This is a genomic window from Brevundimonas sp. DW-iso22 (assembly GCF_058725425.1).
In genome coordinates this window covers 19,105-43,734 of record NZ_JBZXEB010000003.1, presented here as the reverse complement: position 1 = coordinate 43,734, position 24,630 = coordinate 19,105, and the positions used below count along the sequence as shown (strand labels likewise).

At 66.4% G+C, this 24,630-nt stretch carries 20 protein-coding genes; 11 read left to right on the top strand and 9 right to left on the bottom strand.

Features of this window, described 5'->3' with window-relative positions:
* The 5 genes from AC4PRM_RS03805 (at position 1) to argF (ending at position 6,938) form a co-directional block, all read left to right on the top strand.
* Positions 1 to 672, top strand: a complete 672-nt coding sequence (locus AC4PRM_RS03805; RefSeq protein ID WP_487921075.1) for an RNA-binding protein — start codon at positions 1 to 3, stop codon at positions 670 to 672.
* A 78-nt stretch (positions 673 to 750) separates the two neighbouring features.
* Positions 751 to 3,741, top strand: a complete 2,991-nt coding sequence (infB, locus tag AC4PRM_RS03800; protein WP_492038853.1) for a translation initiation factor IF-2 — start codon at positions 751 to 753, stop codon at positions 3,739 to 3,741.
* A 65-nt stretch (positions 3,742 to 3,806) separates the two neighbouring features.
* Positions 3,807 to 4,319: a hypothetical protein gene (locus AC4PRM_RS03795; protein WP_492038852.1), complete on the top strand. Its 513-nt coding sequence runs from the start codon at positions 3,807 to 3,809 to the stop codon at positions 4,317 to 4,319.
* 117 nt (positions 4,320 to 4,436) lie between these two features.
* On the top strand, positions 4,437 to 5,633 hold the full coding sequence (locus AC4PRM_RS03790; protein WP_492038851.1) for an aspartate aminotransferase family protein: 1,197 nt from the start codon (positions 4,437 to 4,439) through the stop codon (positions 5,631 to 5,633).
* 390 nt (positions 5,634 to 6,023) lie between these two features.
* Positions 6,024 to 6,938: an ornithine carbamoyltransferase gene (gene argF, locus AC4PRM_RS03785; protein ID WP_492038850.1), complete on the top strand. Its 915-nt coding sequence runs from the start codon at positions 6,024 to 6,026 to the stop codon at positions 6,936 to 6,938.
* Positions 6,939 to 6,962: 24 nt separating this feature from the next.
* On the opposite strand, the gene AC4PRM_RS03780 is transcribed toward argF, so the two are convergent.
* The gene (locus AC4PRM_RS03780) at positions 6,963 to 7,466 is read right to left on the bottom strand and encodes a pyridoxamine 5'-phosphate oxidase family protein (protein ID WP_492038849.1); all 504 of its coding nucleotides are present in this window, start codon (positions 7,464 to 7,466) and stop codon (positions 6,963 to 6,965) included.
* A gap of 62 nt (positions 7,467 to 7,528) precedes the next feature.
* Entirely contained in the window at positions 7,529 to 7,735 is a 207-nt protein-coding gene (locus AC4PRM_RS03775; protein WP_373257047.1) for a hypothetical protein, read from the bottom strand.
* A 219-nt stretch (positions 7,736 to 7,954) separates the two neighbouring features.
* Between AC4PRM_RS03775 and AC4PRM_RS03770 the strand changes: the two genes are divergently transcribed.
* From AC4PRM_RS03770 to AC4PRM_RS03760, 3 genes are all read left to right on the top strand, one after another.
* Positions 7,955 to 10,840 (top strand): SEL1-like repeat protein, encoded by a 2,886-nt coding sequence (locus tag AC4PRM_RS03770; RefSeq protein ID WP_492038848.1) that lies wholly within the window; start codon positions 7,955 to 7,957, stop codon positions 10,838 to 10,840.
* A gap of 122 nt (positions 10,841 to 10,962) precedes the next feature.
* Positions 10,963 to 11,883, top strand: a complete 921-nt coding sequence (locus AC4PRM_RS03765; RefSeq protein WP_492038847.1) for a sulfite exporter TauE/SafE family protein — start codon at positions 10,963 to 10,965, stop codon at positions 11,881 to 11,883.
* A 10-nt stretch (positions 11,884 to 11,893) separates the two neighbouring features.
* The gene (locus AC4PRM_RS03760; RefSeq protein WP_492038846.1) at positions 11,894 to 12,706 is read left to right on the top strand and encodes a TIGR02186 family protein; all 813 of its coding nucleotides are present in this window, start codon (positions 11,894 to 11,896) and stop codon (positions 12,704 to 12,706) included.
* A 186-nt stretch (positions 12,707 to 12,892) separates the two neighbouring features.
* Here the strand turns inward: AC4PRM_RS03760 and hisC are convergent, their stop codons facing one another.
* From hisC to AC4PRM_RS03730, 6 genes are all read right to left on the bottom strand, one after another.
* Positions 12,893 to 13,981: a histidinol-phosphate transaminase gene (hisC, locus tag AC4PRM_RS03755; RefSeq protein WP_492038845.1), complete on the bottom strand. Its 1,089-nt coding sequence runs from the start codon at positions 13,979 to 13,981 to the stop codon at positions 12,893 to 12,895.
* Between the two features lie 15 nt (positions 13,982 to 13,996).
* A complete protein-coding gene (locus tag AC4PRM_RS03750) occupies positions 13,997 to 14,680 on the bottom strand; it encodes a hypothetical protein (RefSeq protein ID WP_492038844.1) in 684 nt (227 codons plus the stop codon).
* 13 nt (positions 14,681 to 14,693) lie between these two features.
* Entirely contained in the window at positions 14,694 to 15,743 is a 1,050-nt protein-coding gene (locus tag AC4PRM_RS03745; protein WP_492038843.1) for a DUF2125 domain-containing protein, read from the bottom strand.
* A gap of 13 nt (positions 15,744 to 15,756) precedes the next feature.
* Entirely contained in the window at positions 15,757 to 17,604 is a 1,848-nt protein-coding gene (gene phnE / locus AC4PRM_RS03740; protein WP_492038842.1) for a phosphonate ABC transporter, permease protein PhnE, read from the bottom strand.
* A complete protein-coding gene (phnC, locus tag AC4PRM_RS03735; RefSeq protein WP_492038841.1) occupies positions 17,601 to 18,395 on the bottom strand; it encodes a phosphonate ABC transporter ATP-binding protein in 795 nt (264 codons plus the stop codon). Before phnC ends, phnE begins: the two co-directional genes overlap by 4 nt.
* A 142-nt stretch (positions 18,396 to 18,537) precedes the next feature.
* Positions 18,538 to 19,797, bottom strand: a complete 1,260-nt coding sequence (locus AC4PRM_RS03730; protein WP_373257056.1) for a DUF2254 domain-containing protein — start codon at positions 19,795 to 19,797, stop codon at positions 18,538 to 18,540.
* A 249-nt stretch (positions 19,798 to 20,046) separates the two neighbouring features.
* On the opposite strand from AC4PRM_RS03730, the gene AC4PRM_RS03725 reads away from it, so the two are divergent.
* Both AC4PRM_RS03725 and AC4PRM_RS03720 read left to right on the top strand, forming a co-directional pair.
* Entirely contained in the window at positions 20,047 to 21,312 is a 1,266-nt protein-coding gene (locus tag AC4PRM_RS03725) for a type III PLP-dependent enzyme (RefSeq protein WP_487921062.1), read from the top strand.
* A gap of 97 nt (positions 21,313 to 21,409) precedes the next feature.
* Positions 21,410 to 22,462 (top strand): 1,9-bis(guanidino)-5-aza-nonane synthase, encoded by a 1,053-nt coding sequence (locus AC4PRM_RS03720; protein WP_492038840.1) that lies wholly within the window; start codon positions 21,410 to 21,412, stop codon positions 22,460 to 22,462.
* 80 nt (positions 22,463 to 22,542) lie between these two features.
* Here the strand turns inward: AC4PRM_RS03720 and AC4PRM_RS03715 are convergent, their stop codons facing one another.
* Positions 22,543 to 23,718 (bottom strand): acetyl-CoA C-acetyltransferase, encoded by a 1,176-nt coding sequence (locus AC4PRM_RS03715; RefSeq protein ID WP_492038839.1) that lies wholly within the window; start codon positions 23,716 to 23,718, stop codon positions 22,543 to 22,545.
* Positions 23,719 to 23,872: 154 nt separating this feature from the next.
* On the opposite strand from AC4PRM_RS03715, the gene trhA reads away from it, so the two are divergent.
* On the top strand, positions 23,873 to 24,583 hold the full coding sequence (gene trhA / locus AC4PRM_RS03710) for a PAQR family membrane homeostasis protein TrhA (protein ID WP_487921060.1): 711 nt from the start codon (positions 23,873 to 23,875) through the stop codon (positions 24,581 to 24,583).
* Positions 24,584 to 24,630 lie beyond the last annotated feature (47 nt).

Below are 24,630 nucleotides of genomic sequence, written 5' to 3'. Positions count from 1 at the left end.
ATGGGGTTGCGCGACGCGACGATCGATAGAGACCGCCGGGACCTGGTCACGCACCAGGTCATGGATGAATCTCGTCTGATCCGTTTCGTCGCCGCCCCGGACGGTTCGGTCGCCCCCGATCTGGCGCGCAAGTTGCCGGGGCGCGGCCTTTGGGTCGCCGCCGATCGCGCCTCCATCCAGGCAGCGGTCAAGAAGAACCTGTTCAGCCGCGCGGCCAAGGCCCCGCTGAAACCGGCGGCCGATCTGGCCGACACGGTCGAAAGCCTGCTGGCCAAGCGCTGTCTGGACCAGCTGGGTCTTGCCCGGCGCGAGGGCGTGCTTATCTCTGGCTTCGAAAAATCGCTGGCCAATATCCGGGCCGGAAAAGCGGCCTGGATCGTGGAGGCGTCTGACGGCTCTGCCGATGGCCGAGGCAAGCTTCTGGCCCTGGCCGGGCACATGTCGCCGCCCCCGAAAGTGTGCGGCACATTCAGCGCCGACGATTTGAGTTTGGCCCTTGGGCTGGAAAATGCGATACACGCCGTCCTGCTGACAGGCGGGCGGGCCGATCGATGGACCATAGAGGTCGAGCGGCTGGCGGGATTTCGATCGCTGATACCCACGGAATGGGGTGTCGGAGCGGCTGAAGGCCCGAGCAAGGATTCAGACGGGCGGAGTTCCGTTCCCTCATAGGGGGCGGGGCGACGCGCGGCTTTTTGTGTTTGAACGAGAGGGTGGCGGATGTCCTGCTGCCCCGAGTAAAGCGACCGAATGACTGACGAGAACGACAAGACCAACGAAGGCGCACCGCAGGCTCCGACCGGGACCCCCTCCCAGACGGGACCGCGCGCGCCTCTGAGCCTGAAGCCACGCCAGGCGGGAGCGGTTTCGGCCGGCACCGTCAAGCAGAGCTTCAGCCACGGCCGCACCAAGACCGTGGTGGTCGAGACCAAGCGCCGCATGGGTGCCACACCTGGGCATCAGCGTCCGCAGGGCTTTGATGTCGCGCGTCCGCGGACCGAGGCTGCCCCGCCGCCGCGTCCTACACCTGCGCCCTCGACTGGTCCTGCCGGAGGCCGCCTGTCCAACGAGGAACAGGAAGCCCGTCGCCGCGCCATCGAACTGGCCACCCAGGCCCAGGCCGAAAAAGCGCGTGCCCAGGCCGCCGAACAGGCGCGCCGCGATGCCGCCGCCCGCGAACAGGCCGCAGCCGCCGAACAGGCGTCCAACGCCGCCCAGGCCGAGGCTGCAGCAGCGCGCGCCGCTGCCGAAGCCGCCCGCGCCGAGGCCGCCAAGCTGGCCGCTGCCGCGCCCGCGCCGTCAAAACCTGCCGCCAAGCCGGCTGCGCCTGTGGCGGCCGCTCCGACGCCAGCGCCTGCCCCGGTGGCTGCTGCACCGACCCCTGCGCCTGCCGCTCCGATCCGTCCGGCTCCGCCTGCGCGTCCGGTGGTCAATTTCGGCCAGCGTGTGCCCAAGGCCCCGAATCCGTCGCGTGCCCCAGCCGAGCGTCCTGCCTTCGGTGGCCGCTCCGCCCGTGAAGAGGCGATGGGGGGTGGCGAGAAATCCTATTCCGACCGTCCCGCCAATGCGCGTCCCGCCGGTGCCAAGCCTGCCGAGCCGGTTCGCTATTCGGCCCTGAACCCACGCCCGGCACCGGGCGCGGCCCGTCCGGGTACGGCTCGCACCGGTCCCGGCGGACGCTCGACCCCCAACGCCCCGCCGGCCCAGGCCGAGGTTGCGCGTCCCAGTCGTGCGCCCGGCGGCGGCTTTGCCCGTCCGGTCAGCCGCGAGGACGACCGCGACAAACGCTTCTCCGACGCCGGAAAGGCCGTCTCGCGCACACGTGGCGAGCCCAAGCGCCGCGAAGGCCGCCTGACCATCTCGGCCCTGGCCGGTGATGGAGATACCGCCGAGCGGATGCGCTCGCTGGCGTCGGTTCGCCGGGCCCGCGAACGCGAGAAGGAAAAGCGCAAGGGAGGCTCGACCGACGCGCCGAACCGTCCGCGCGAAGTCGTTATCCCTGACGTCATCACCGTGCAGGAGCTGTCCAACCGGATGGCCGTTCGCGGTGTCGACATCATCAAGTTCCTGATGAAGCAGGGCCTGATGATGAAGATCAACGACGTCATCGACACCGATACGGCCGAGCTGGTGGCCGACGAATTTGGCATGACCGTGCGACGTGTTTCGGAATCCGATATCGAGACCGGCTTCCTGTCCGACGCGATCGACGATGAGGCGGTCACGCCGCGCGCGCCGGTCGTGGCCATCATGGGCCACGTCGACCACGGCAAGACCTCGCTGCTGGATGCGCTGCGCACTACGGATGTGGCGGCGGGCGAAGCCGGCGGCATCACCCAGCACATCGGTGCCTATCAGGTGAAGACGCCGTCGGGCGACGCCGTGACCTTCCTCGACACGCCAGGCCACGCGGCCTTCAGCGCCATGCGGACGCGCGGTGCCAATGTCACCGACATCGTCATCCTGGTGGTGGCGGCCGACGACGGCGTCATGCCGCAGACGATCGAAAGCATCCAGCATGCCAAGGCGGCCGGAGCCCCGATCATTGTGGCGGTCAACAAGATCGACAAGCCGGATGCCGATCCGCAGAAGGTCGTCAACGAACTGCTGCAGTACGAAATCATCGGCGAGGCCCTGGGTGGCGACACCCAGATCGTCGAGGTCTCGGCCAAGGCCCGCACCAATCTGGACGGCCTGATCGAGGCTATCCTGCTGCAGGCCGAGGTCATGGACCTGAAGGCCGATCCGGAACGCACCGCCGAAGGCGTGGTCATCGAGGCCAAGCTGGACAAGGGTCGCGGCCCGGTCGCCACTATCCTGGTCAAGCGCGGCACGCTCAAGAAGGGCGATCTGGTCGTGGCCGGCTCCAGCTTCGGTCGCGTTCGCGCCCTGCTGAACGAGCGTGGCGAACAACTGAGCGAGGCCGGTCCGTCCGTACCCGTGGAAATCCTGGGTCTGAACGAGGCCCCTTCGCCCGGCGAACCTTTGGCCGTGGTCGAGAACGAGGCCCGCGCTCGCGAGCTGACGGAATACCGTGCCCGCATCAAGCGCGAGAAGGCGACCGGCGGCATCAACCAGGTCAGCCTGGTCGATATGATGGCCAAGCTGGGCTCCAAGAAGATTTCGGAGCTGCCGGTCCTCATCAAGTCCGACGTCCAGGGTTCGGGCGAGGCCATTCAGGGCTCGCTGGAGAAGATGGGCAACGACGAGGTGCGCGCGCGCGTCGTCTATTCGGGTGCTGGCGGTATCACAGAGTCGGACGTGCAGCTGGCCAAGTCGGCCGGTGCGCCGATCCTGGGCTTCAACGTCCGGGCCTCGAAACAGGCCAAGGATCTGGCCGACCGCGAGGGCGTGGAGATACGCTACTACTCGATCATCTACGACCTGCTGGACGACATGAAGGGCGTCCTGTCGGGCATGCTGGCTCCGCTGCAACGCGAAACCTTCCTGGGCAACGCCGCCGTGCTGCAGGTCTTCGACATCTCCAAGACTGGCAAGATCGCCGGTTGCCGGGTGTCCGAGGGCGTGGTCCGCAAGGGTGCCAAGGTCCGGATCATCCGCGACGACGTCGTGGTTCTGGAGCTGGGCACGCTGGCGACGCTCAAGCGGTTCAAGGACGAGGTCAACGAGGTGCCGTCGGGCCAGGAGTGCGGAATGCATTTCCAGGGCTTCCACGACATCAAGGTCGGCGACTACATTGAGTGCTTCACCGTCGAAGAGATCAAGCGCACGCTGGACTAGTGATATCGGTACGGAGGCACGGCGACGTGCCTCCGTTTCGCCTCATGCATTGAGGATCAAGCCTGATGAAACGCATCCTGATCCCGCTTCTGGCCTTCGTCTCTATTGCCGGGCCGGCCATGGCCGAGACGCGCTATCTGGCTTTCGACGCCTCCAACCGTGTCACCCAGGCCCTGACGCGCGGCGTGACGCTGGAGGCGGATCGAGGCCTGTTCGGCGCGATCAGCGTGCGGCGGATCATCTCCACATCCAACCGCGGCTCGGCGGATATCCGCCGTGGCGGGCCTGATGCGGTGCGAGGCGCCCTGCCGGACGGCGCACGCGAGACCAGCGTCTATACGATCACCCCGGAAGGCGGCGGGCGTGGCCTGAGCCGCGCCCTGTGCCCCAGTGCCGAAGAGGCCTGGCTGGTTCTGGGGCGGGTGCGTCTGGGGCGTCCCCTGACGTTGCATGCCGTCGGGCGCTGGCCGGACGGTGGCTATCGCCACTGCGTCGAGCTGTCCTACGACTGGCGCGGGGAATGGGCCATACCGCCAGCGGGTTCGCCAGATGCGGACGCGGCGGCATCGCGCCCCTGAAGTCCCCGCACGCGGTGTTGACTATGTGGCCCCTGCGTTCGACAAGGTCTGACCCTTTTTTCTAACGGTCCCGCCGCCTCCCGCGCCGGGGCCGTCGCGCTTCTGGAGGTCTGTTCCGTGTCCACCGAACATTTGATGGGTGTCTACAACCGCGCGCCGCTGGAGGTCGATCGCGGTCAGGGCGCACGTCTGTGGGCCAAGGACGGGACCGAATATCTGGATTGCGTCATGGGCATTTCGACCAATGCCCTGGGCCATGCTCATCCCGTGCTGGTTCAGGCCGTCAAGGATCAGGCCGAGAAGTTGTGGCACGTGTCCAACATCTTCCGCATCCCGGGCCAGGAGGCACTGGCCGACGCCCTGTGCGAAAAGTCGTTCGCCGATGTGGTCTTCTTCACCAACTCCGGCACCGAAGCCGTCGAGTGCGCGATCAAGACGGCACGCAAATATCACTCGGCCAAGGGCCATGCCGAGCGGATCGACATTTATGGTTTCGACGGCAGTTTCCACGGCCGGACCTATGGCGCGATCAATGCCGCCGCCAACCCCAGCTATACCAACGGCTTCGGTCCGCCGATGGAGGGCTTTCACCAGCTGAAGTTCGGCGATCACGACGCGATCAAAGCCGCCATCGCCAACCCGACCACGGCCGCCATCATCGTCGAGCCGGTGCAGGGCGAGGGCGGATGCCGGGCCATCCCCGAGGTCTGCCTGCGGGGCCTGCGCGAGCTGTGCGACGAGCACGGCGTGCTGATCATCTTCGACGAGGTCCAGTGCGGTATGGGCCGGACCGGCAAGCTGTGGGCGCATGAGTGGGGCGGCATGGCCCCCGACATCATGGCCATCGCCAAGGCGCTGGGCGGCGGCTTCCCCATCGGAGCCTGTCTGGCGACGACCGAGGCGGCCAGCGGCATGGTCGCGGGCGTGCATGGCTCGACCTTTGGCGGCAATCCGCTGGCCATGGCGGTCGGACTGGCGGCGTTCGGCGAAGTCTCGAAGCCAGAGACCCTGGCCAACGTCAACGAGATCGCGGGCTATCTGAAACAGCAGCTGAACGGGCTGAAGGACCGCTATCCCGACGTCATCGTCGAGGTGCGCGGCAAGGGCCTGCTGATGGGGGTCAAGCTCATCCCCAACAACCGCGAGTTCATGGGTTGGGCGCGGGACGAGGCGCATCTGCTGGTGGCGGGTGGCGGCGACAATCTGGTGCGCATACTGCCGCCGCTGAACCTGACGCTGGACGAGGCGCGCGAGGTGGTCGAGCGGTTCGAAAAGGCGTGCGTGGTCGCGCGCGGCAAGATGGCAGCGGCCTGACGTGTGGATTGGCGTTCGGGCAGGGGCGATCATGCTCTGTGCGCTTTGGCTTGCCGCTTGTGCGCCGATGTCGAGTTTGCCGAGCCAGCCCGCAGAAGCCGTGGCTTTAGAGGGCTATTTGTCGACCGGTCTTGGCTTGCGCCTCTACAGCACGCTTGAGAGCCGCAGCCGCGGGTCCAATCAGGATTGCATACAGGTAATCCGGCCCGAAACTCGCCAGTCCGAGCCGTTACCAGCGAGCCGAGTTCGGGTAAGCGGACGCTTGGGTGTATTTGACGACATTGCCGCCCTGGCCAAGATTCAGATCGGCAGTGATCACGCGACCCACGAGCTTTGCGAAGCCCGATATTTGATTGTCACAGACATCGCTCCTGAATCCGGGACTGGACCATGACAAGACACTTCCTCGACATCCACCGCCTGTCCGCCGAGGACCTGCGGGCCATCCTCGATGACGCCCATGCCCGAAAGGCCGCGCGCCAGGGCTGGCCCAAGGGGCGCGCCGATGCCGCTACGCCGGCGAAGGATCGCGTGCTGGCGATGATTTTTGAGAAGAATTCTACCCGCACGCGCTTCAGCTTCGACGCCGCCATCCGCCAACTGGGCGGGTCGTCGATCATCGCCAATGCCGGAGACATGCAGCTGGGCCGTGGTGAGCCGGTTGAGGATACAGCGCGGGTTCTGTCGCGCATGGTCGATGCGGTGATGATCCGGGCCAATGACCACGAGGATGTCGAGCGGTTCGCGCGGGTCTCGACCGTGCCGGTGATCAACGGCCTGACCGATCGTTCGCACCCCTGCCAGATCCTTGCGGACATCCTGACGATTGAGGAGCATCGCGGGCCGATCGCAGGCAAGACGGTGGCCTGGGTCGGGGACGGCAACAACGTCTGCCACAGCTTCATGCATGCGGCGGCGAAACTGGACTTCCATCTCCAGGTGGCCTGCCCGGCGGACTACCATCCCGACCTGCACGACCTGGCCAAGGGCGGGGCGCATGTGACCCTGACCAGCGATCCACGTGAAGCGGTGAAGGGTGCCGATGTCGTGGTCACCGACACCTGGGTGTCGATGGGCGACGGGGACTATGAGGATCGGCTGGAGGCGTTTGATGGCTATACGGTCGACGACGCCCTGATGAACGCGGCCGCGCCCGACGCGGTCTTCCTGCACTGCCTGCCCGCACACCGGGGCGAAGAGGTGTCAGACGCCGTCATCGACGGCCCACGCTCGCTGGTCTGGGACGAGGCGGAGAACCGCATCCATGCCCAGAAGGCCGTGCTGGCCTGGTGTTTCGGGGGCTAGTCGAGACCAGCCCCCGACGACCGATCAGCGCAGATTGACGTCCGTGACGCCGCCCGCATCCGGCGTGGTCTTGGTCAGATTGGCCTTGGCGATTTCGTAGAAGAAGCCGACGGGACCCTTCTTCGACACCCAGACGCGACCGTCGTCGCCCTCGAAGCGCAGCAGGGTCAGATGCGGGTCATCCTTGCCCTCGGGATACCAGGCGGCGACGATCGGGTTCCAGTTTCGGTCGATGACACCCTGATCGTGATCGATCGACAGCTTGCCGTGGAAACAGGCCCAGACTTCCTGATCCTTGGAGCCATAGGTAAACATGGCATCCTGCGCACCACCCGAGACGTCGCGGGCCAGGTCGGTGTCGTTGCGGGTGAAGAACCAGATGGTGCTGGTCTCCTCGTCGCGGAAGGCGGTCATCGGCTGGCTGTGATAGCCGGGACGGTCCAGCCCCAGCATGCCGGTGTTGGATGATTTCAGGTGTTTCCAGAACTCGGTTTCGGCTTCGGCGGCGGTGAGGGTCTTGTCGCTCATGGCGGTCTCCTGATCGTTCGGGGATAGACTGGAGAAGGGTTCAAGCCCAGCGATGGTTCCGCTCAATACGTTCTCTGAGGCATGCCCATCAGGGCGGCCAGATGGATGACCAGGATGAAGACGGCGGTCGCGGACAGCAACATGACAATGCGCCAGGGGATCATGCGAACGCCCTTGCGCGGGTCCCAGGGCCTCGCTCCGCGCCAGCCGGCGAAGACCGTCAGCGCCACGGCAGCAGCAATCAGGGCGAGGGTGACGCTCAGGGGCATGGCGGCGAAGTGGCGTGTGACCTGCTTTCACGCAAGGGCGCAAATCCTTGCCGGGGGGTTAATCTTTACGACGCATTAACCGCATCAGCGCGAGAAATCGTCCTTGCGGGTCGGTGTCCACAGGAAGTTGGTGACGACGCAACATCTAGCGGTTAACCACGCATTTACACCCACGATCTGGACGATTAGCGTTCGGCGTGAAGGTGGGGAGACGAATCAGTGAGCGCAGCGGCGCCTTGGAGCGTTAAGGGGATCGAACCCAAGGCCCGTGAGATCGCCAAGGACCTGGCGCGTCGCTCTGGCATGACCCTGGGCGAATGGCTGAACACCATGATCCTGGAAGACGGCGACGACGATGACGGCGTCGTGCCGCTGGCGCGCCGCCCGCACGTCTCCGACACCTATGAGCGCCGCGGGCGCAGCCGCCGCCTGGACGATGCTTACGGTGCAGGCGACGAGGGCTGGCAGCGTCTGGGGGCCTCCATCGACGCCATCGCCGCCCGTCTGGAAGCCGCAGAGCGTCGATCGACTGTGGCTATCCAAGGCGTGGATCAGGCCGTCAGCGGACTGGTGCGTCGTCTCGACGGGCAGGACGCGACCGGCAAGACTTACGCTCGCCGTATCGACGACATCGCCGAGGAACTGCGCGAGGGGCACAAGCGGCTGCGCAGGTTCGAGCAGGAAGTCGGGCCTCAGACGGCTGATGCCTTCGGCAAGGTCGAGGCGTCGGTCGGGGCGATCACGGGTCGCCTTTACGATATCGAAGAGCGTCAGCGCGCGGGCACCGAAGACCTGCGCCGCCGCATGGAAGCCATCGAGAAGGCCGCTGGTCCTGGGGTCGGTACCGATTTGCTCGCTCAGGTCGGCGCGCGGCTGGACGAGGCACAGGCCCGCACGACCGAGGCTCTGCGTGGGCTGGAGCGTTCCTTCGCCGGGCTGGATCAGCGCATGCGTGCCGCCGAGGGTCGGGTCGAGCCGGAAGGGGTTCGCGAAGCCGCCCGCTTTGAAAAGCTGGCCGAGACCCTGAGCCGTCAAGTCGAGGCCAGCCGCTCGGAAATGATGCGGCGTCTGGACACTGCCGAGACCGAGGGGCGGATCGACCGCATCGAACGCGCCGTCCAGGCCATCGGCGATCAGGTCAAGGCCTCTGAAGAACGCGCCGCCCGCGCTGTCGAAGCCATGGGTCGCGAAGTCCTGAAGATTGCCCAGAACCTGAATGGCAGGGTTGAGGCTGTCGAGCTTGAGGCACCGGGTCGTCTGGACCGGATCGTCGAGGCGGCCAGCCTGGCGGCGACGCGCAAGGTCGAGACCGATCTTGGAGAGCTTTCGCACGCCCTGACCCAGTCGCTGGATCAGCGGATGGAGCGTCGTCTGACGGCCTCGGACGACCGTCATGCGCTGGCGCTTGAAACCCTGGGCGGTGAGATTACCCGCATCTCAGACCGCTTGAGCGAACGCATCGCCCAGTCCGAACGCCGCTCGGCCCAGGCTCTGGACGACATCGGTCAGCGGTTGAGCGAAAGCTCTGGCCGCATCGAGCAGCGTTACGATCGCGCTTCGGGCGAACTGGCCGAGCGCATGCGGCTGTCAGAAGAGCGGACGGCTGCATTGCTCAGCGAGGCCCGCGACACCCTGCTGCGCCGGGTTGAGCCGAAGCCGACGGTTGCGTCTCTCGTGCGCGAGGCCGAGCCTGACTGGCGCGGCGCAGCCTATTCCGGAGCAAGTTTCCCTGACGCGGCCTTCCCTGACTCCGATTTTGGCAAGGCGGACTTCGGTGGCGTGGACTCGCCGTTCGCGGATCCCATGTTCGAGGACGAGGCACCGGCCGCGCAGTCCGCGTGGGCCGACGAGACGTTCGAGGCCGACGCACCGTCATCGGCGACCGTCGAGCCCGAGATCGATGACCAGATCGCTCCGGCAACCGGATCGTCTGCAGCCCTGGTGTCCGACGATCTTCTGGATGCCGTGCTGCACGGCCCGCTGGCCCATGACCGGGACGAGGCATTCGAGGCCGAGAGCGATCAAGCCGTCGAAGTCGATTCGCCTGTCCTGCCGACGTTCGAGAGCGCACCCCCGTCTCGGCCAGCCGCCACGCCCTTCGGGCAGGGCTTCGGCGGTGCCGATGTAACGGACGCTCTGGCCGCGACCGCGCCAGACATTCTGGATGACGACGTCGACGACTTCGGCGCGGATTTCGATGCCGGGACGGACTTCGTCACCGATCGGGCGGTGCGTCCGTCCGATACCCGCCAGACCATTGATGCAGCCCGCGCGGCCATGGCCCCGACAGAGGTCGAGGCTCCGCGTTCCGCCTTTGGCCTGAAGCGCGGCGGCAAGTCCCGGCTGCAGGAGCGGATGGACAAGCAGTCGGGCGGCACGGTGCGCAAGGCGCTGGGGGCGTCGGCCCTGGCTGCGACCCTGACTGTGGCGGGCGTGGTCGCCTATGGCCAGATGACCGGCAATGGCATCGCCATCCCCGGTCTGGACCGGTTCACCGGCGGTGGCGAAACCGTAACGCCGACGGCGGCCCTGGCCATGACGCCTGCGGCCCCTTCAGCCGCCGATCTGGCGCGAGGTGAGACGCTCTATGGCGAGGCTATCGCCCAGTTGGACGCCGACGACGCGACGGGGGCAGAGACCCTGAAACAGGCGGCGGAACTGGGATACGGCCAGGCGCAACTGCATCTGGCGGGTCTGTATCAGGACGGTGCCAAGGGCGTGGAGACCAACCCGGTCGAGGCGCGTCGTTGGGCCAAGAGCGCCGCCGAAGGCGGTGACGCCCGTGGCATGCACGCCTATGGCATGTATCTGTTCGAAGGCTTCGGCGGCACCCAGGACGGACCGTCCGCCCTGACCTGGCTGCGTCGCGCGGCGGATCAGGGTCTGGTCGACAGCCAGTACAATGTCGCCAAACTGTACGAGACCGGCGAGAACGGAATCGGCCAGGACCTGTCGGAAGCCTACAAATGGTATCTGATCGCGGCGCGTTCCGGTGACGGCGATGCCCAGGCTTCGGTCGAGCGTCTAAAGGCGACAGTGCCGACCGAAATTCGCGGCCAGGCGCGCGCCGAGGCCGAGCGGTTTCAGGTCGAACCTCTGGGCTGAGGTTCCGGGCTGATATTCCGGGCGCGACGGGTGGCGGTAAACATCTGACGCGTCTATGCGTTTGAGACCTTCACCGTCGCTTTCGGGCGTTTGATTTTTCGTTCCAGCCGAAGGCGCGTCCTTTGGATATCTATCTGCCGATCGCCGAGGTTTCGGTGAACTGGCCGTTCCTGGTTTTGCTGGGTGCGACGGTCGGTTTTGTGTCCGGGCTGTTTGGCATCGGCGGGGGCTTCCTGATGGCCCCCATCCTGATCTTCATGGGCATCCCCCCCGCCGTGGCCGTTGCCAGCCAGGCCAGCCACGTCGTGGCCTCCTCCACCTCGGGCGTGATCAACTACGCCGGCAAGAAGGCCATCGATTTCAAGATCGGCGGCGTCATGGCCGTGGGCGGGGTCCTGGGTGCTTTGCTGGGGGTCGAAATATTCCGCTACCTGCGCCTGCTGGGTCAGGCGGATCTGGCGGTCGCCCTGTCCTACCTGCTGTTCCTGGGCGCCATCGGGCTGATGATGCTGTACGAAAGCCTGGGGGCCATCCTGCGCCGGGTGCGCGGCGAGGTGGTGCCCCACAAGGAGCGGCGGCGTCCACTGTGGCTGTACGGCCTGCCTCTGAAGATGCGGTTTCCCCGCTCGGGCCTGTACATCAGTGCCATTCCGCCGCTGGGTCTGGGTCTGTTGGTGGGCATCCTCTCGGCCATCATGGGCGTGGGCGGCGGCTTCGTCCTGGTGCCGGCGATGCTGTACGTCCTGCGCATGCGGGCCAGCGTGGTGGTGGGGACCAGCCTGTTCCAGATCATCGTGACGACCGCCATGACCACCGTCCTTCAGGCCGGACGCAATCAGACGGTGGATGTGGTCCTGTCGACCATACTGTTGCTGGGTGGGGTCGTCGGGGCCCAGTATGGCGCGCGCTGGTCCGGCAAGTTCCGGGCCGAGGAGCTGCGGGCCGTCCTGGGGCTGATCGTCCTGCTGGTCGGCATCCAGATGGGGCTGGAGTTGTTCGTGCGGCCCAGTGACCTGTTCGCTTTTGCCCCCGGCGTGAACTGAGGAGGGTGTGATGATGCAACTGCCGCCTCCGCCGCCCGCCGTCGAAGCGCCCGCGCCCTCGCCCTCGCCGTCTATCGCCACAACCGATCAGGTCCGCGTCGCCGCCGCCCTGACCAATGCCGAGGTGCGGGTCGATTCCAGTTTTCGCGGGGCGTCGATCGTCCTGTACGGCGCGGTGTTCAATCCGACGGATACGCCCGCCGATGTCGTGGTGGTGGTGCGCGGCCCGGATGGTCCGGTCCGTCTGGTCAAGAAGACCCGCAACACGGGCGTCTGGTTGAACAGCCGACCCGTTCTGTTCGAGGGCGCGCCGGGCTTCTACATGACGGCGACCAGCCGCCCCCTGTCCGACATCGCCGATTTCGGCCAGCTGCGCCGCGAGGGCATCGGGCTGGACCATCTGCGCATCAATGCGCCGGAGGAGAGCCGCACGGTTACCCGCTATGGCGTGCGCGACGTGGTCGTCAGCCGTCTGGGCGAAGACTATCTGGACTGGCGCCGCGCGGTGATCCGCCTGCGGGAAGATGCGGCGCTGTACAATACAGATCCGACCGGGGTCACATTCGTGGACCGCGGCCTGTTCCGGGCCCAGATCGAACTGCCCGCCGTCGCCCCCACCGGCAAGTACGAGGCCGAGGTCTGGCTGTTCCAGGACGGCCAGCCCGTCAGCGCGACCCAGATGGACCTGACCGTCGAAAAGGTCGGCATCGAACGGGACATCTACGAGTTCTCGCAGAACCGGCCGTGGACCTACGGGATTCTGTGCGTCCTGCTGGCCGCCTTCACCGGCTGGGCGGCGAGCAGGGTGTTCCGGCGAAGTTGATGTGTTCTCCTCCCTGTCGCCTCTTGGCGATGGGGAGGTGGCGCGGTGCGAATACGCGCCGTGACGGAGGGGGCGGCGCAGGCGGTTGCCAGCCTGTCGCTAAGCCCTCTCAACCGAGCTGCCCCCTCCACCACGCTACGCGCGGTCCCCCTCCCCACCGCCAAGTGGCGACGGGGAGGACAAGGATCACCCCGCCGCGAACTCGCTCAGGGCGTCAATCACCGCCCGGTTCTGGTCCTCGGTGCCGATGGTGATGCGGAGCGCCTCCGGCAGGCCGTAACCGCCGACGGCGCGGACGATGATGCCCTTGGTGTTGAGATAGTCGTTGGCCCCGGCGGCCTGCTCGGCATCCTTGAAGCGGACCAACACGAAGTTGCCGGCGGAGGGGAAGACCTCGAAGCCGAAGCCCTTGATGGCCTGGGTCAGGCGGGGCCGCCAGGTCTCGACCAGGTCGCGTGAGGCCTGCTGGTGCGCCTCGTCGCCGATGGCGGCGGTGGCGGCGTCCAGGCCGGGCACCGAGACGTTGAACGGCAGGCGGATGCGGTCGATCGCCTCGCAGATCGCCAGCGGCGCATAGCCGAAGCCGATGCGCAGCCCGCCCAGGCCGTGGATCTTGGAAAAGGTGCGGGTGACGACGATGTTGGACGCGTCGCGGGCCAGGCCGAAGCTGGTTTCCCAATCCGGCGCGGTGACGAACTCGGCATAGGCCTCGTCCACGACCAGGATCACATTGGCGGGCAGGCCTTCGTGCAGGCGGCGGATTTCCTCGGCGGTATTGTAGCTGCCGGTCGGATTGGCCGGGCTGGAGACATAGACAATGCGGGTGCGGTCATCGACCTGGGCCAGCAGGGCCTCGGGCGTCGCCTTGAACTCGGGCTCGGGGGCCAGCTTGACCTGGGCCTGGTTGGCCAGGGCGCTGATACGATAAGCCAGGAAGCCGTACTGGCCGCTGACGATATTGTCCCCGGCGGTCAGATAGGCCTGGTTCAGCAGCGCGAAGACCTCGTCCGAGCCATTGCCGAAGATCAGCCGCTCGGGCTCCAGACCATGATGCTCGGCGACGGCGTCGCGCAACTTTCCGGCGCGGCCATCGGGATATAGATGGATGTTCTTCAGCGCGGCCTCATAGGCGGCGCGGGCCTTCTCGCCGGCACCCAGGGCATTCTCGTTGGACGACAGCTTCATCGGCTCGGCGACGCCGGCGATGGCGGACTTGCCGCCCACATACGGCGCGATGTCGAGGATGCCGGGCTTTGGAGCAGGGCTGTTTGTCATGCGATCCTCGAGAAATCAGAACAGGGGGGCGGCACCGATGATGCCGTTCAGTGTGCCCGGTGCGTCGATCAACCGGACGTCTTCGGCCTGCACATAGCCCGCCAAGGTGAACAGCTTCAACCCGCCCGCCGCGATCAGCAGTGTCGCGGCAAGGCCCGAGGCCGACAGGGTCTCGACGATGCGAGCGTCCGGAGCCGCGCTGTCAGTAACCCAGAAGGTGCGGTCGTCGCCGGTGGGGCCAGGCGGGGTCTGTTGCACCATCAGGGCGCGGGGCGTGCCGTGCCGGTCGTCGGGCAGGGCAACGACGATGCGCAAGGCTGGCTCGGCCAGCAGGCGACCCCACCAGGCCTTGGCGGGGGTGAGGTCCAGCAGGGCGCGGGAGCCGGAACGAACGGCGGCCAGCGCCTGTTCCGGCTCGGCGGCGACGCGGGCGCTCAGGCCGAACCGGTCAGCAGCCAGAACCTGAGCCGAGGGTCCCCAGACGACCAGCGGCAAGCCCTGTCCGGCGTCGATGCGGCCCAGGACGGCACGGACGGTGGCGCTCTGGGCGGCCGTCAGATCGGCTAGGGTCTGACGCAGGGTGATGGCCTGGGCGTCTGGATGGACGTGTGTCGGAGCGGCCAGGCGGTTGCGCACGGCCTCGGCCACCGCCCTGTCCAGTGCCATAAGAGTGGCGTCGGTCTGCGGCTCCGTCAGCATGGTGCGCGGTTCATCAGAACAGCTTGGGCGCGGGGGCCAGGGCGAAGGGGCCCAGCCAGGTGCGGCCATCGCGGAAGTCGATGGTCAGTTCGACCGGTTCCTCGCCTTGGGTGGCCTGTTCGGCTCCGGCAGCGACGGCGGCGCCCGCTGCGGCGGGACGGTTGACGGCCCCAGTCTGAGATCCTGCCAGACCCGCGATGGCCTGCATGGGCTGTTCGGCGACGACTGCCAGGGTGCCGGTCAGGCGACCGTTGGCATCGGCGGACAAGGTCTCGCTGGACAGGCGCGCGCGGCTGTCTCCGGCGCGGATCTCGCCACGCACGGGCGCGAAACGGCCTCCCGCATCGGTGAAGGCGGCGAAGACGCCCCGGCCGTCGATGGCGCGCAGGCGGCTGGCCCCGACGATCGTGGTCTCCAGATCCAGGCTGAGTTCGCCTTGGCGTGTCGCGCCCTCGACCGGGCCGCCGGGACGGCCCTTGGCCTCGACCAGACGGAATAGCACGTCGACAGAATCGTCACCCGCCGTCGGTGATTGAGCTGGAAGGGTCTCCAGCTGGATGTGGCGGGCCGAGGCGATGGGGAAGGGTTCGGCACCGAGCAGGGGCGTAAAGGTCGGGCGGATCATCTCGACGCGCAGGTCGGGGAAGCGGGCGCGCAGGTCGCTGATGCTGAGCCGCAGGCCGTCACTGCCGATCTTCACCCGGCCCTTGGCGGCGCGGGTCAGGGTCAGGCCATCGGGCGCGATCATGACCCAGTGGTCGGGGTTCCAGGCATTGGCCTCGGCTACCAGCTCCGGCGCGGCGATACCGTGGCCGGACGGGGCCAGGATGTCGGCCTGCGGCAGGGCGACCCGCACACGGAACGGGTAGCCGCTGATGTCCGTGGCGTCATGCGTGATGATCCAGCCGTCGCTGCGCAGGGCCGCGACCTGAGTGTCCAGCCGCGTCCGCACCTGATCGGACAGATACAGCCACCACCCACTCCAAACCGCCAGCGCCAGGCCGACGATCAGGAAGGGGATGATCAACCCCCGGCGGGAGTGGCGGACGGCGCGGTCGGTCATGGGACGCCCTTGCCTACAGCAGGCGCTTGCGCATCGCCTGGGACAGCATGTCGATCAGGGTGACCGCCACGATGATGATGATGGCGATGGTCGAGACCGTCCGATACTCGAAGGCTTGCAGGTTCTCGAACAGGGCCTGGCCGATACCGCCCGCGCCGATCAGGCCCAGAATGGTAGCCGCCCGGCTGTTGGATTCGAAGCGATACAGGGCAAAGCTGGTCCACAGCGGTGCGACCTGCGGGATGACGCCCCAGGTGATCTCATGCAGACGCCCGGCCCCCGTCGCCTTGACCCCGTCGATGGGGCCTTGATCGATCGACTCGACCGCTTCGGAGAACAGCTTGGCTAGAACACCGGCAGTGTTGAGTGCGATGGCTAGTACACCGGCCAGAGGGCCCAGGCCCACAGCAACGATGAACAGGGTGGCGATGACCAGGTCAGGGATGGACCGCATAATGTCCATCACCCGGCGCACCGGCCAGACCAGCCAGGCGGGCGACAGGTTGCGCGACGCCATCAGGCTGAGCGGCACGGCCAGGAAAACGGCCAGGAACGTACCCCATAGAGCGATCTGGACGGTCAGCCACATCAGGCCGACCAGCTGACGCCACTCGCTGAAGTCCGGGTTCAGGAAGTCGCGGCCATAGGTTTGCATGCGCTCCGGATTGGAGAACAGGTTGCCGATATTGGGCAGGCCCACCGTGCCAAAGGCTGCGATCAGAATGATCGCGAACCCGCCCCAGAGCAGGATGTCCAGCGACCAGGCGGCAGCGGACTTCTCTGGCGGTGCCGGAATCTGACCGTCGGCCAGAGCTGCCGGAGCCCTTTTCCTGCGCAGATTCATCAGCATCGCGCCAAGCACGAGCAGGCCGATCAGGGCGAACGGGCCAACCTGTTTGATCCTCTGCGAGGGGCTGACGACGGGCGGAGCGACATCCGAGGGCCGGTTTTCGCGTCGCGCCTGATCGGCTTTCATCTCGCGGATGGGGTTGAGGTAGCTGTTGTCGGCGGCGCGGAACTGGGAATAGTTCAGCTGGTCCATGACCGCCTTCTGGCGGTCGGCCTCGGGGCCGAAGCCCTGGCCGTAGTTGACGAAGAACTCGCGGATTCGGGCCTTCAGTTCGGGAGGCAGAGTACCCCGCACCAGGATGCCGGACTCCGGAATGGGCGGTGATTCCCAGATCACCTCGATCTGGCGGGCGACCTCGGGATTCTGACGCGTCAGGAAGACGGTGTTGACCGAGTTCGAGGTCGCGATATCAACCTGTCCGTTGGCGACAGCGAATGAATTACCCTGATGACTCGCGGATCGTACCGTCGAGAAGCAGGTGGTCGGGTTGATGTTCCGGGGCCCGAAGAAATAGGTTAGCGGTGCCAGAGTGCCGGACGTCGACTGGGCGTCGCCGATGCCGAATGTGTATTTTTTCCCGCACGCCGCCACGTCGTCAATCGTGATGCCAGAACCGCGCTGAACTATCAGCGACGAAACATAGGAATCCTTGCCCTCGACATCGACAGTGCGGGCGATGACCTCGGCCTCGGCGCGGTCGATGGCCTGGACGGCGGGCAGGGCCGAGAACCAGCCGATCTGGGCCTGGTCGGCGCGCATGGCCTCGACCAGGACCGAATAGTTGGAGCCGAACACCGGCTCGACCGGCACGCCGATGGCGCGCTCCAGATCGTCCAGCAGGGGCTGCCACAGTGGGCCGGAGTTGGCCTGACCCTCGGCGGACAGGATGGAGAAGACCAGCTTGTCGGGCTGACGCGGTTGTTCGGTCTGGGCGACGGCGGGCGCGAGGCCTGACAGAAGCAGGGTGGCACCGGCCAGGATGCCGGCGGCCAGGCTACGAAGACGGCTCATGCCTTGGCCTCCCAGAACGCATCCTCGAACTCGGGACCGTAGATGTCGATGAGGGTCTTGGTGTCCAGGCCGCTGGATGGGCCGTCATAGACGATCTTCCCGGCCTTCAGCGCCACGACGCGGTTGCAGTAGCGGATGGCATAGTCGACCTGGTGCAGGGTGACGATGACACCCAGGCCGTCGCGCTGATTCAGTTCGACCAGCAGTTCCATGACCTTGCGGGCCGAGACGGGATCGAGGGAGGCGACGGGCTCGTCGGCCAGAATCGCCTTGGCTCCCTGGACGATGGCGCGGGCGATGGCTCCACGCTGCTGCTGGCCACCCGACAGGGTGTTGGCGCGCTGGGCGGCATAGTCGGCCACGCCGACGCGGTGCAGAGCCGCCATGGCGCGGGTCTTGTCTTCCGAAGGCCAGGCCCCGGCCAGACCGCGCCAGCCGGGAACGCGGCCCAGCGCGCCGAGCATGACGTTGGAAAACAGTGACAGCCGTCCGACCAGATTGAACTGCTGGAAGATCATGCCCAGGGTCTGGCGTGCAGCGCGGGCGGCACTTGTGGTGCGGCCGTTCTTCTGGACCACGGTGCCGAACACCTCGATCACGCCGGGACCGTTGTCGATCGACTGCAGGCCTGTGATGGAGCGCAGCAGGGTCGATTTGCCGGAACCGGACGGCCCGATCAGGGCTACCATTTCGCCGGCGGCCACCTCGACGGACACGCCGTTGAGGGCCTTGCGGGCACCGAATGTCTTGGACACATCCCTGACGGATGCGACGGCGGTGGATGCGGTCATGGATCTCGCTGGAGGCCATTGAACAAAGGGCGCGCCGCATCGCCCGAAAACCGGGTGCGAGGCAAGTCTTAATGACACGCCGGGCGCGATGACGTCCAGCGCCCGTGGTTCCGGGGCTACGATCCGTTCCCGACCCCGGGTCTCAGCTCAGGTCGGCGTGCTCGTCGGCGACCGCCCGGGCGATGCGGTCGATGTCGTCACTGACGACCAGACTGGCCCGGCTGCGCTCCAGCGAGACGCGCGCCATGTGTGTCGCCGCCTGCGCCAGATCGGTGTCCGGGCTGTGTTTCAGCACGACCAGAGCCTTCTGCAGGCGGACTGAGGCGGCCACGTCTGACGTTCCGAAGCGCGATATCGGGCCCAGGACATCGTCCAGCAGATCCGATGACTTCAATACCGGGGCTCGCAGACGCGAGTGGCGCACTTCGCAGGGCTCCGTTCGGGCCTCGCCCCAACGCTTGAGCAATCGGACGGCGATGCCCGTCACCTGTATGGCCGTGCCCGGGTCATTGACGGCGGGCGACAGCGCCTTGCCCGCGATCTCGCCCAGAACGATCAGGCCAAAGCGCACATCCTGATCGAAGGTGCGGGCATGGCCGATGGAGAAGGCCGCCTGAATTTCCTCCGCAACATCGTCTGAAACGGTGCCGCAAGCCCGCGCTACCGCATGCTGGTCCGTCACGAAGGTGCCGGGCAGGCAGGTCAGTTTCAGGATCAGGTCGTGGCGTTCGGCGAGGTCCTGCAATCGGGGGGTATCGATATTCTGGACATAGCCAGTGGCGGTGGCGCTGATGGTTTGATCAAAGACGGCGGCTTCGGCGGGATCGATCGGACAGGCTCCCAGCCGCGGTGCCGCGATGCGGTCGTCCATCGAAGAGGCGGCTTCGCGCTCGACACGATCCAGGATGTAACTCATCCGCCCGACCCGGCCCAGATGATCGGTCCAGCGCAGCAGTGTCCAGGCCAGAACCATGATCAGGGCCAAGGTTCCGAAATAGATGATGGCACGCCCCTGGGCGCCGTAATAGGCGGCCTCGACCGCCACCAGAGCGACGATCGAGAACAGGAAGCCGCCGATGAAGGTCGACAGCGCCTTCTTGGTTCGAGGGTCGGCCACGACCAGGGCGGTGGCCCGTGGTGTGGCGGCGGTGCTGACGGCCGTATAGACGCTGACCATCGCCCCCAGCGAGAACGTCGCCACCGCCAGCAGACTGGACGCCAGGATCGTCAGCAGAGCCTCGACCGCCTCGAACTTGCCAAACCGGTCAGCCGCTTCCTCGGACACAAACGGTGCGAACAGCACGGCAGCCAGCGCCAGCAGGACGCCCGCCAGTCCGTAGAGGCTGACCGTCGCCCAGAGCTGTCCTGTCAGCCGTTTCCAGTAGTAGAGCCAGCGGTTCATCGTCATCCCCCACGCACGAAGTCATGCCGCGCAACGGGCTAACCCACCCGAACGGCCAAGGTTTCAAACGCGGTCCGAATCCGGAGGTTTTTGCCGCGCTGACAGGCACCGCGCTCAGGCCTGCCTTCAAAAAACCGCTTTACATGACAGTGCGATATCCCCATATCGCGTCTTCCGGCGGACCCCGTAGGTCCTGTCTGCGCCGCTAACGCCGGTCTGGGTTTAACAATTAGCAGGGGGTTACGTGAATTGCGCACGTACCAATTTCCCCTGGACCTGGTCCGTGAGCGGTCCCCTGAACGTCCCGTCGCCCTCGTGCGGCCGCGTTCGGTTTCCGTAGCGGCGCGCTGGTTCCAGGATAATCTAAAGGCCGACGTCTTCTATGCTGTGAAGGCCAATCCCTCGCGCTGGGTCATCGAGACCCTGGTCGAGTCTGGCGTCACGGCCTTCGATGTCGCTTCCATCGCCGAGATCGAACTGGTGCGTTCGGTCAGCGCCGACGCGCGCCTGGCCTTCATGCATCCGGTCAAGAGCCGCGGCGCGATCACCAAGGCATATTTCGAATATGGCGTCCGCACCTTCTCGTTGGACAGCCACGACGAGCTGGCCAAGATCATCGACGCGACGGGCGGTGCGACCGATCTGAACCTGCTGGTCCGCATGGCGGTCTCGGCGGACGGCGCGGCCTATTCGCTGTCGGGCAAGTTCGGCATCACGCCGGATCACGCCCCATCGCTGCTGCTGGCCACGCGCCAGGCGGTGACCGACGGCCTGATGGGCGTCTGCTTCCACGTTGGCTCGCAATGCATGCGTCCGTCCGCCTATGAGGCTGCCATGGCCCAGGTCGGCCGCGCGATCAGCCGTGCAGGCGTGTTCGTGGACATCGTCGATGTCGGCGGCGGCTTCCCCTCGGTCTATCCGGGCATGGTCCCGCCGGACATGCAGGAATATGCCGACGCCATCCATCGCGGCTTTAACGAAATGCCGGTGTCGGAAACGACCGAGCTGTGGTGCGAGCCTGGCCGGGCGCTGGTGGCCGAGTCGTCCTCGGTCCTGTGCCGCGTCGATCTGCGCAAGGGCGACGCCCTGTATCTGAACGACGGCTCCTACGGCTCGCTGTTCGATGCCACTCATTCGCGCTGGCCCTTCCCGACCAAGCTGGTCCGGGACGGCGACAGTGCCAATGAGCTGAAGCCCTTCCGCTTCTACGGCCCGACCTGCGACAGCATCGACCACATGCCCGGCCCGTTCTGGCTGCCGGCCGATGTGCAGGAAGGCGACTTCATCGAGATCGGCATGCTGGGCGCTTACGGCGTGGCCATGTCGACGGGCTTCAACGGCTATGGCGAGCATGAGCTGGCTGCGGTCGAGGATGCCCCGATGGCGTCGCTGTACGGCCTGGCTCCCCGCTCCATTCCGACCGTGCGCACCACGGCGGAAGAGCAGGCGCGCAAGGTGGTTCGTCTGAGCCGTCCCAAGGGCAAGGCCGGTCAGCGCAAGCAGCGTCGGCGCTAAACCGTCATCCGTGCACACTAGACAACAGCGGCCCGTCGCTCCGTCCGGGCCGCTGTTTTTGTTGACGACGGGCGCTCACCAGAGGGAAACCCGAGAGATGAACGCACCCGTCCCGTCCAACGCCAAGGCGCAGCTCCTCCAGAATGTGGTCGAGCACATCGACATCACGTCCTTTGACGCGCGGCCGATCATCGACAGCATGCGCAAGATGTCGTTCTCGAGCCGCGATACCGCCCGCGCTGCCGACATTTTCTCCATGGCCATCGAGGATGCGGATTGCTCGCCCTGGCTGATCCTCGCCGGTTCGACCTCGGCCGGCGGCTGCATGCATGTGTACCGCGACATGGTGAAGTTCGGCATGATCGACGCCGTGGTCGCCACCGGTGCCTCCATCGTCGACATGGATTTCTTCGAGGCCCTGGGCTGCAAACACTACCAGGCCGCCGGCGAGGTGGACGACAACGTTCTGCGCGAAAACTACATCGACCGGATCTACGACACCTATATCGACGAGGAAGAACTCCAGGCCTGCGACCACACCATCCTGGAGATCTGCAACCGGCTGGAGCCGCGCGGCTATTCCTCGCGCGAGTTCATCTGGGAGATGGGCAAGTGGCTGTCCGAAGGGAACGCCAAGAAGGAAGGCAGCCTGATCCAGACTGCCTATGAAGAAGGCGTGCCGATCTTCTGCCCGGCCTTCGTCGACTCATCGGCCGGCTTCGGCCTGGTCAAGCACCAGAAGGAGCGGATCGCGGCGGGCCAGCCCTATCTGATGATCGACGCAGTCGCCGACTTCCGCGAACTGACCGACATCAAGATCGCGGCGGGCGTCACCGGCCTGTTCATGGTCGGCGGCGGCGTTCCGAAGAACTTCGCCCAGGACACGGTCGTCTGTGCCGAAATCCTGGGCATCGAGGCCGAGATGCACCGCTATGCGGTCCAGATCACGGTCGCCGACGTGCGCGACGGAGCCTGCTCGTCCTCGACGCTCAAGGAGGCCGCCTCCTGGGGCAAGGTTCAGACCACCCACGAACAGATGGTCTTCGCCGAGGCGACCACGGTGGTGCCGCTGATCGGCTCGGACGCGTATCATCGGGGTGCCTGGAAGACCCGCGACAAGCGCCGCTGGGCGAAGCTGTTCGGAAAGTAACCCCTCTCCTTGACATCAGGAAAAGGCCCCGCTTCCGGACTGGAGGCGGGGCCTTTTCAATAACGGGGGGGCAGGCCGGGTCAGTCGCGCTCCACGCACATGGCCACGCCCATGCCGCCGCCGATGCACAGGGTCGCCAGGCCCTTTTTCGCTCCTGACCGCTTCATCTCGTGCAGCAGGGTGGTCAGGATACGCGCGCCGGAGGCCCCGATAGGGTGGCCGATGGCGATGGCTCCGCCGTTGACGTTCACCTTGGCCGGGTCGAGGCCCAGTTCCTTGACGACGCACAGGCTCTGGGCGGCGAAGGCCTCGTTGGATTCGACCAGGTCCAGATCGGCGACAGTCCAACCCGCCTTCTCCAGCGCCTTTTTGGATGCCGGGATGGGGCCGGTGCCCATGATGGAGGGATCGACCCCGGCGGTGGCGTGGCTGACGATGCGGGCCAGCGGTTCCAGCCCGCGCGCCTTCGCCTCGTCCGCGCTCATCAGCACCAAGGCGGCCGCGCCGTCGTTCAGGCCGGAGGCATTGGCGGCGGTGACGCTGCCCTCCTTGGCAAAGGCGGGTCTGAGCTTCTGCATGGCGTCGATGGTCGCGCCGTGGCGGATGTATTCATCCTTGTCGACGGTGACGTCACCCTTGCGGCCGGGAATGACGACCGGGACGATCTCGGCGTCGAACTTGCCCGCAGTCTGGGCCGCCTCGGCCTTGTGCTGGCTGGCCAGGGCAAAATCGTCCTGGGCCTCTCGGCTGATCGACCATTTGTCAGCGATGTTCTCGGCCGTCTGGCCCATGTGATAGCCGTTGAAGGCATCCCACAGCCCGTCGCTGATCATGGTGTCGATCAGGCTGACGTCGCCCATCTTGTGGCCGTTGCGCAGCGCCTGGGCATGCGGGGCCTGGCTCATGCTTTCCTGACCCCCGGCGACGACAATCTTCGCGTCACCCAGGGCGATCTGCTGGGCCGCGATGGCGACGGCGCGCAGGCCCGAGCCGCAGATCTGGTTCAGGCTCCAGGCCGCCGCCTTCTTGCGCACGCCCGCGCCGACGGCGGCCTGACGCGCGGGGCCCTGACCGGCGGCGGCCTGAAGCACATGGCCCAGGATCACTTCGTCGACCTCGTCACCGGACACACCGGCGCGCTCCAGCGCGGCCTTGATGGCGATCTCGCCCAGTTTGGAGGCCGGCAGGCTGGACAGCCCGCCGAGGAAGGATCCCACGGGCGTGCGGGCGGCGGAGACGATGACGACGTCGGTCATGAGTTTTCCTTTCGGGGAGAAAAGACGTGTGGCGCTTGTGCCGCATCGCAGCGCCTTCGTCACGTGCGACATGACCCGTTCAGCAGCCAGTCACCACGTCGTGAGACTTTGAGGGAACGAACCCAGCGCTCGGCGGCTTGAAGGAGCCATGCTGATGAGACTGAAACGACTGTTCACCCGGGTGTGCCAACCCGATGAGCTCGACATGGTCGAGCATTACAGGACGCCTGCCGAGAAACGGGCCGACCTGTGGGTCCATATCGTTGGGCTGGTCCTCGCATCCATCGGCGGTATCGTTTTGGCTGTACTGGCGGCGGCCTATTCCGGCATCGGGGCGACGGTGGCGACGGCGATCTATGCACTGTGCCTGATCGCCATGCTGTCGATCTCGACGGTTTATAACCAGATCAGGCCCTGCGCGGCGCGGCCGATCCTGCGGCGGCTGGACGAGGCAGCGATCTTTCTGATGATCGCCGGCAGCTATACCCCCTTCACGACCCAGCGTTTCGAGGGAGCCTGGTCGATCGGATTTTCGGTTCTGGTCTGGGCGATCGCGTTCGGGGGCGTATTCGCCAAACTGGCTCTGCCGCGACTGTCCGACGCGATCTGGAGCGCGGTCTATGTCGGTTTCGGCTGGGTCGCGGTGCTGGCGCTGAAACCCATGATGGAGACAGTCCATCCGATCGCCTTGGGCCTGCTGGTGGCGGGCGGCCTGATCTATACGGCGGGCGTCTTCGTCTTCATCAGCCCGAAGGTGAAGTTCCGTCGCGCCATCTGGCATGGCTTCGTCGTGACCGGGGCGATGACGCACTGGGCGGCGGTTCTGGTTGGGGTCGTCCTGGCCCCGGCTGCGCTCGGCACCTGATCGCATCGGCACACGATTTGGTCAGGTGATTTGCGCTGGCCTTCGCG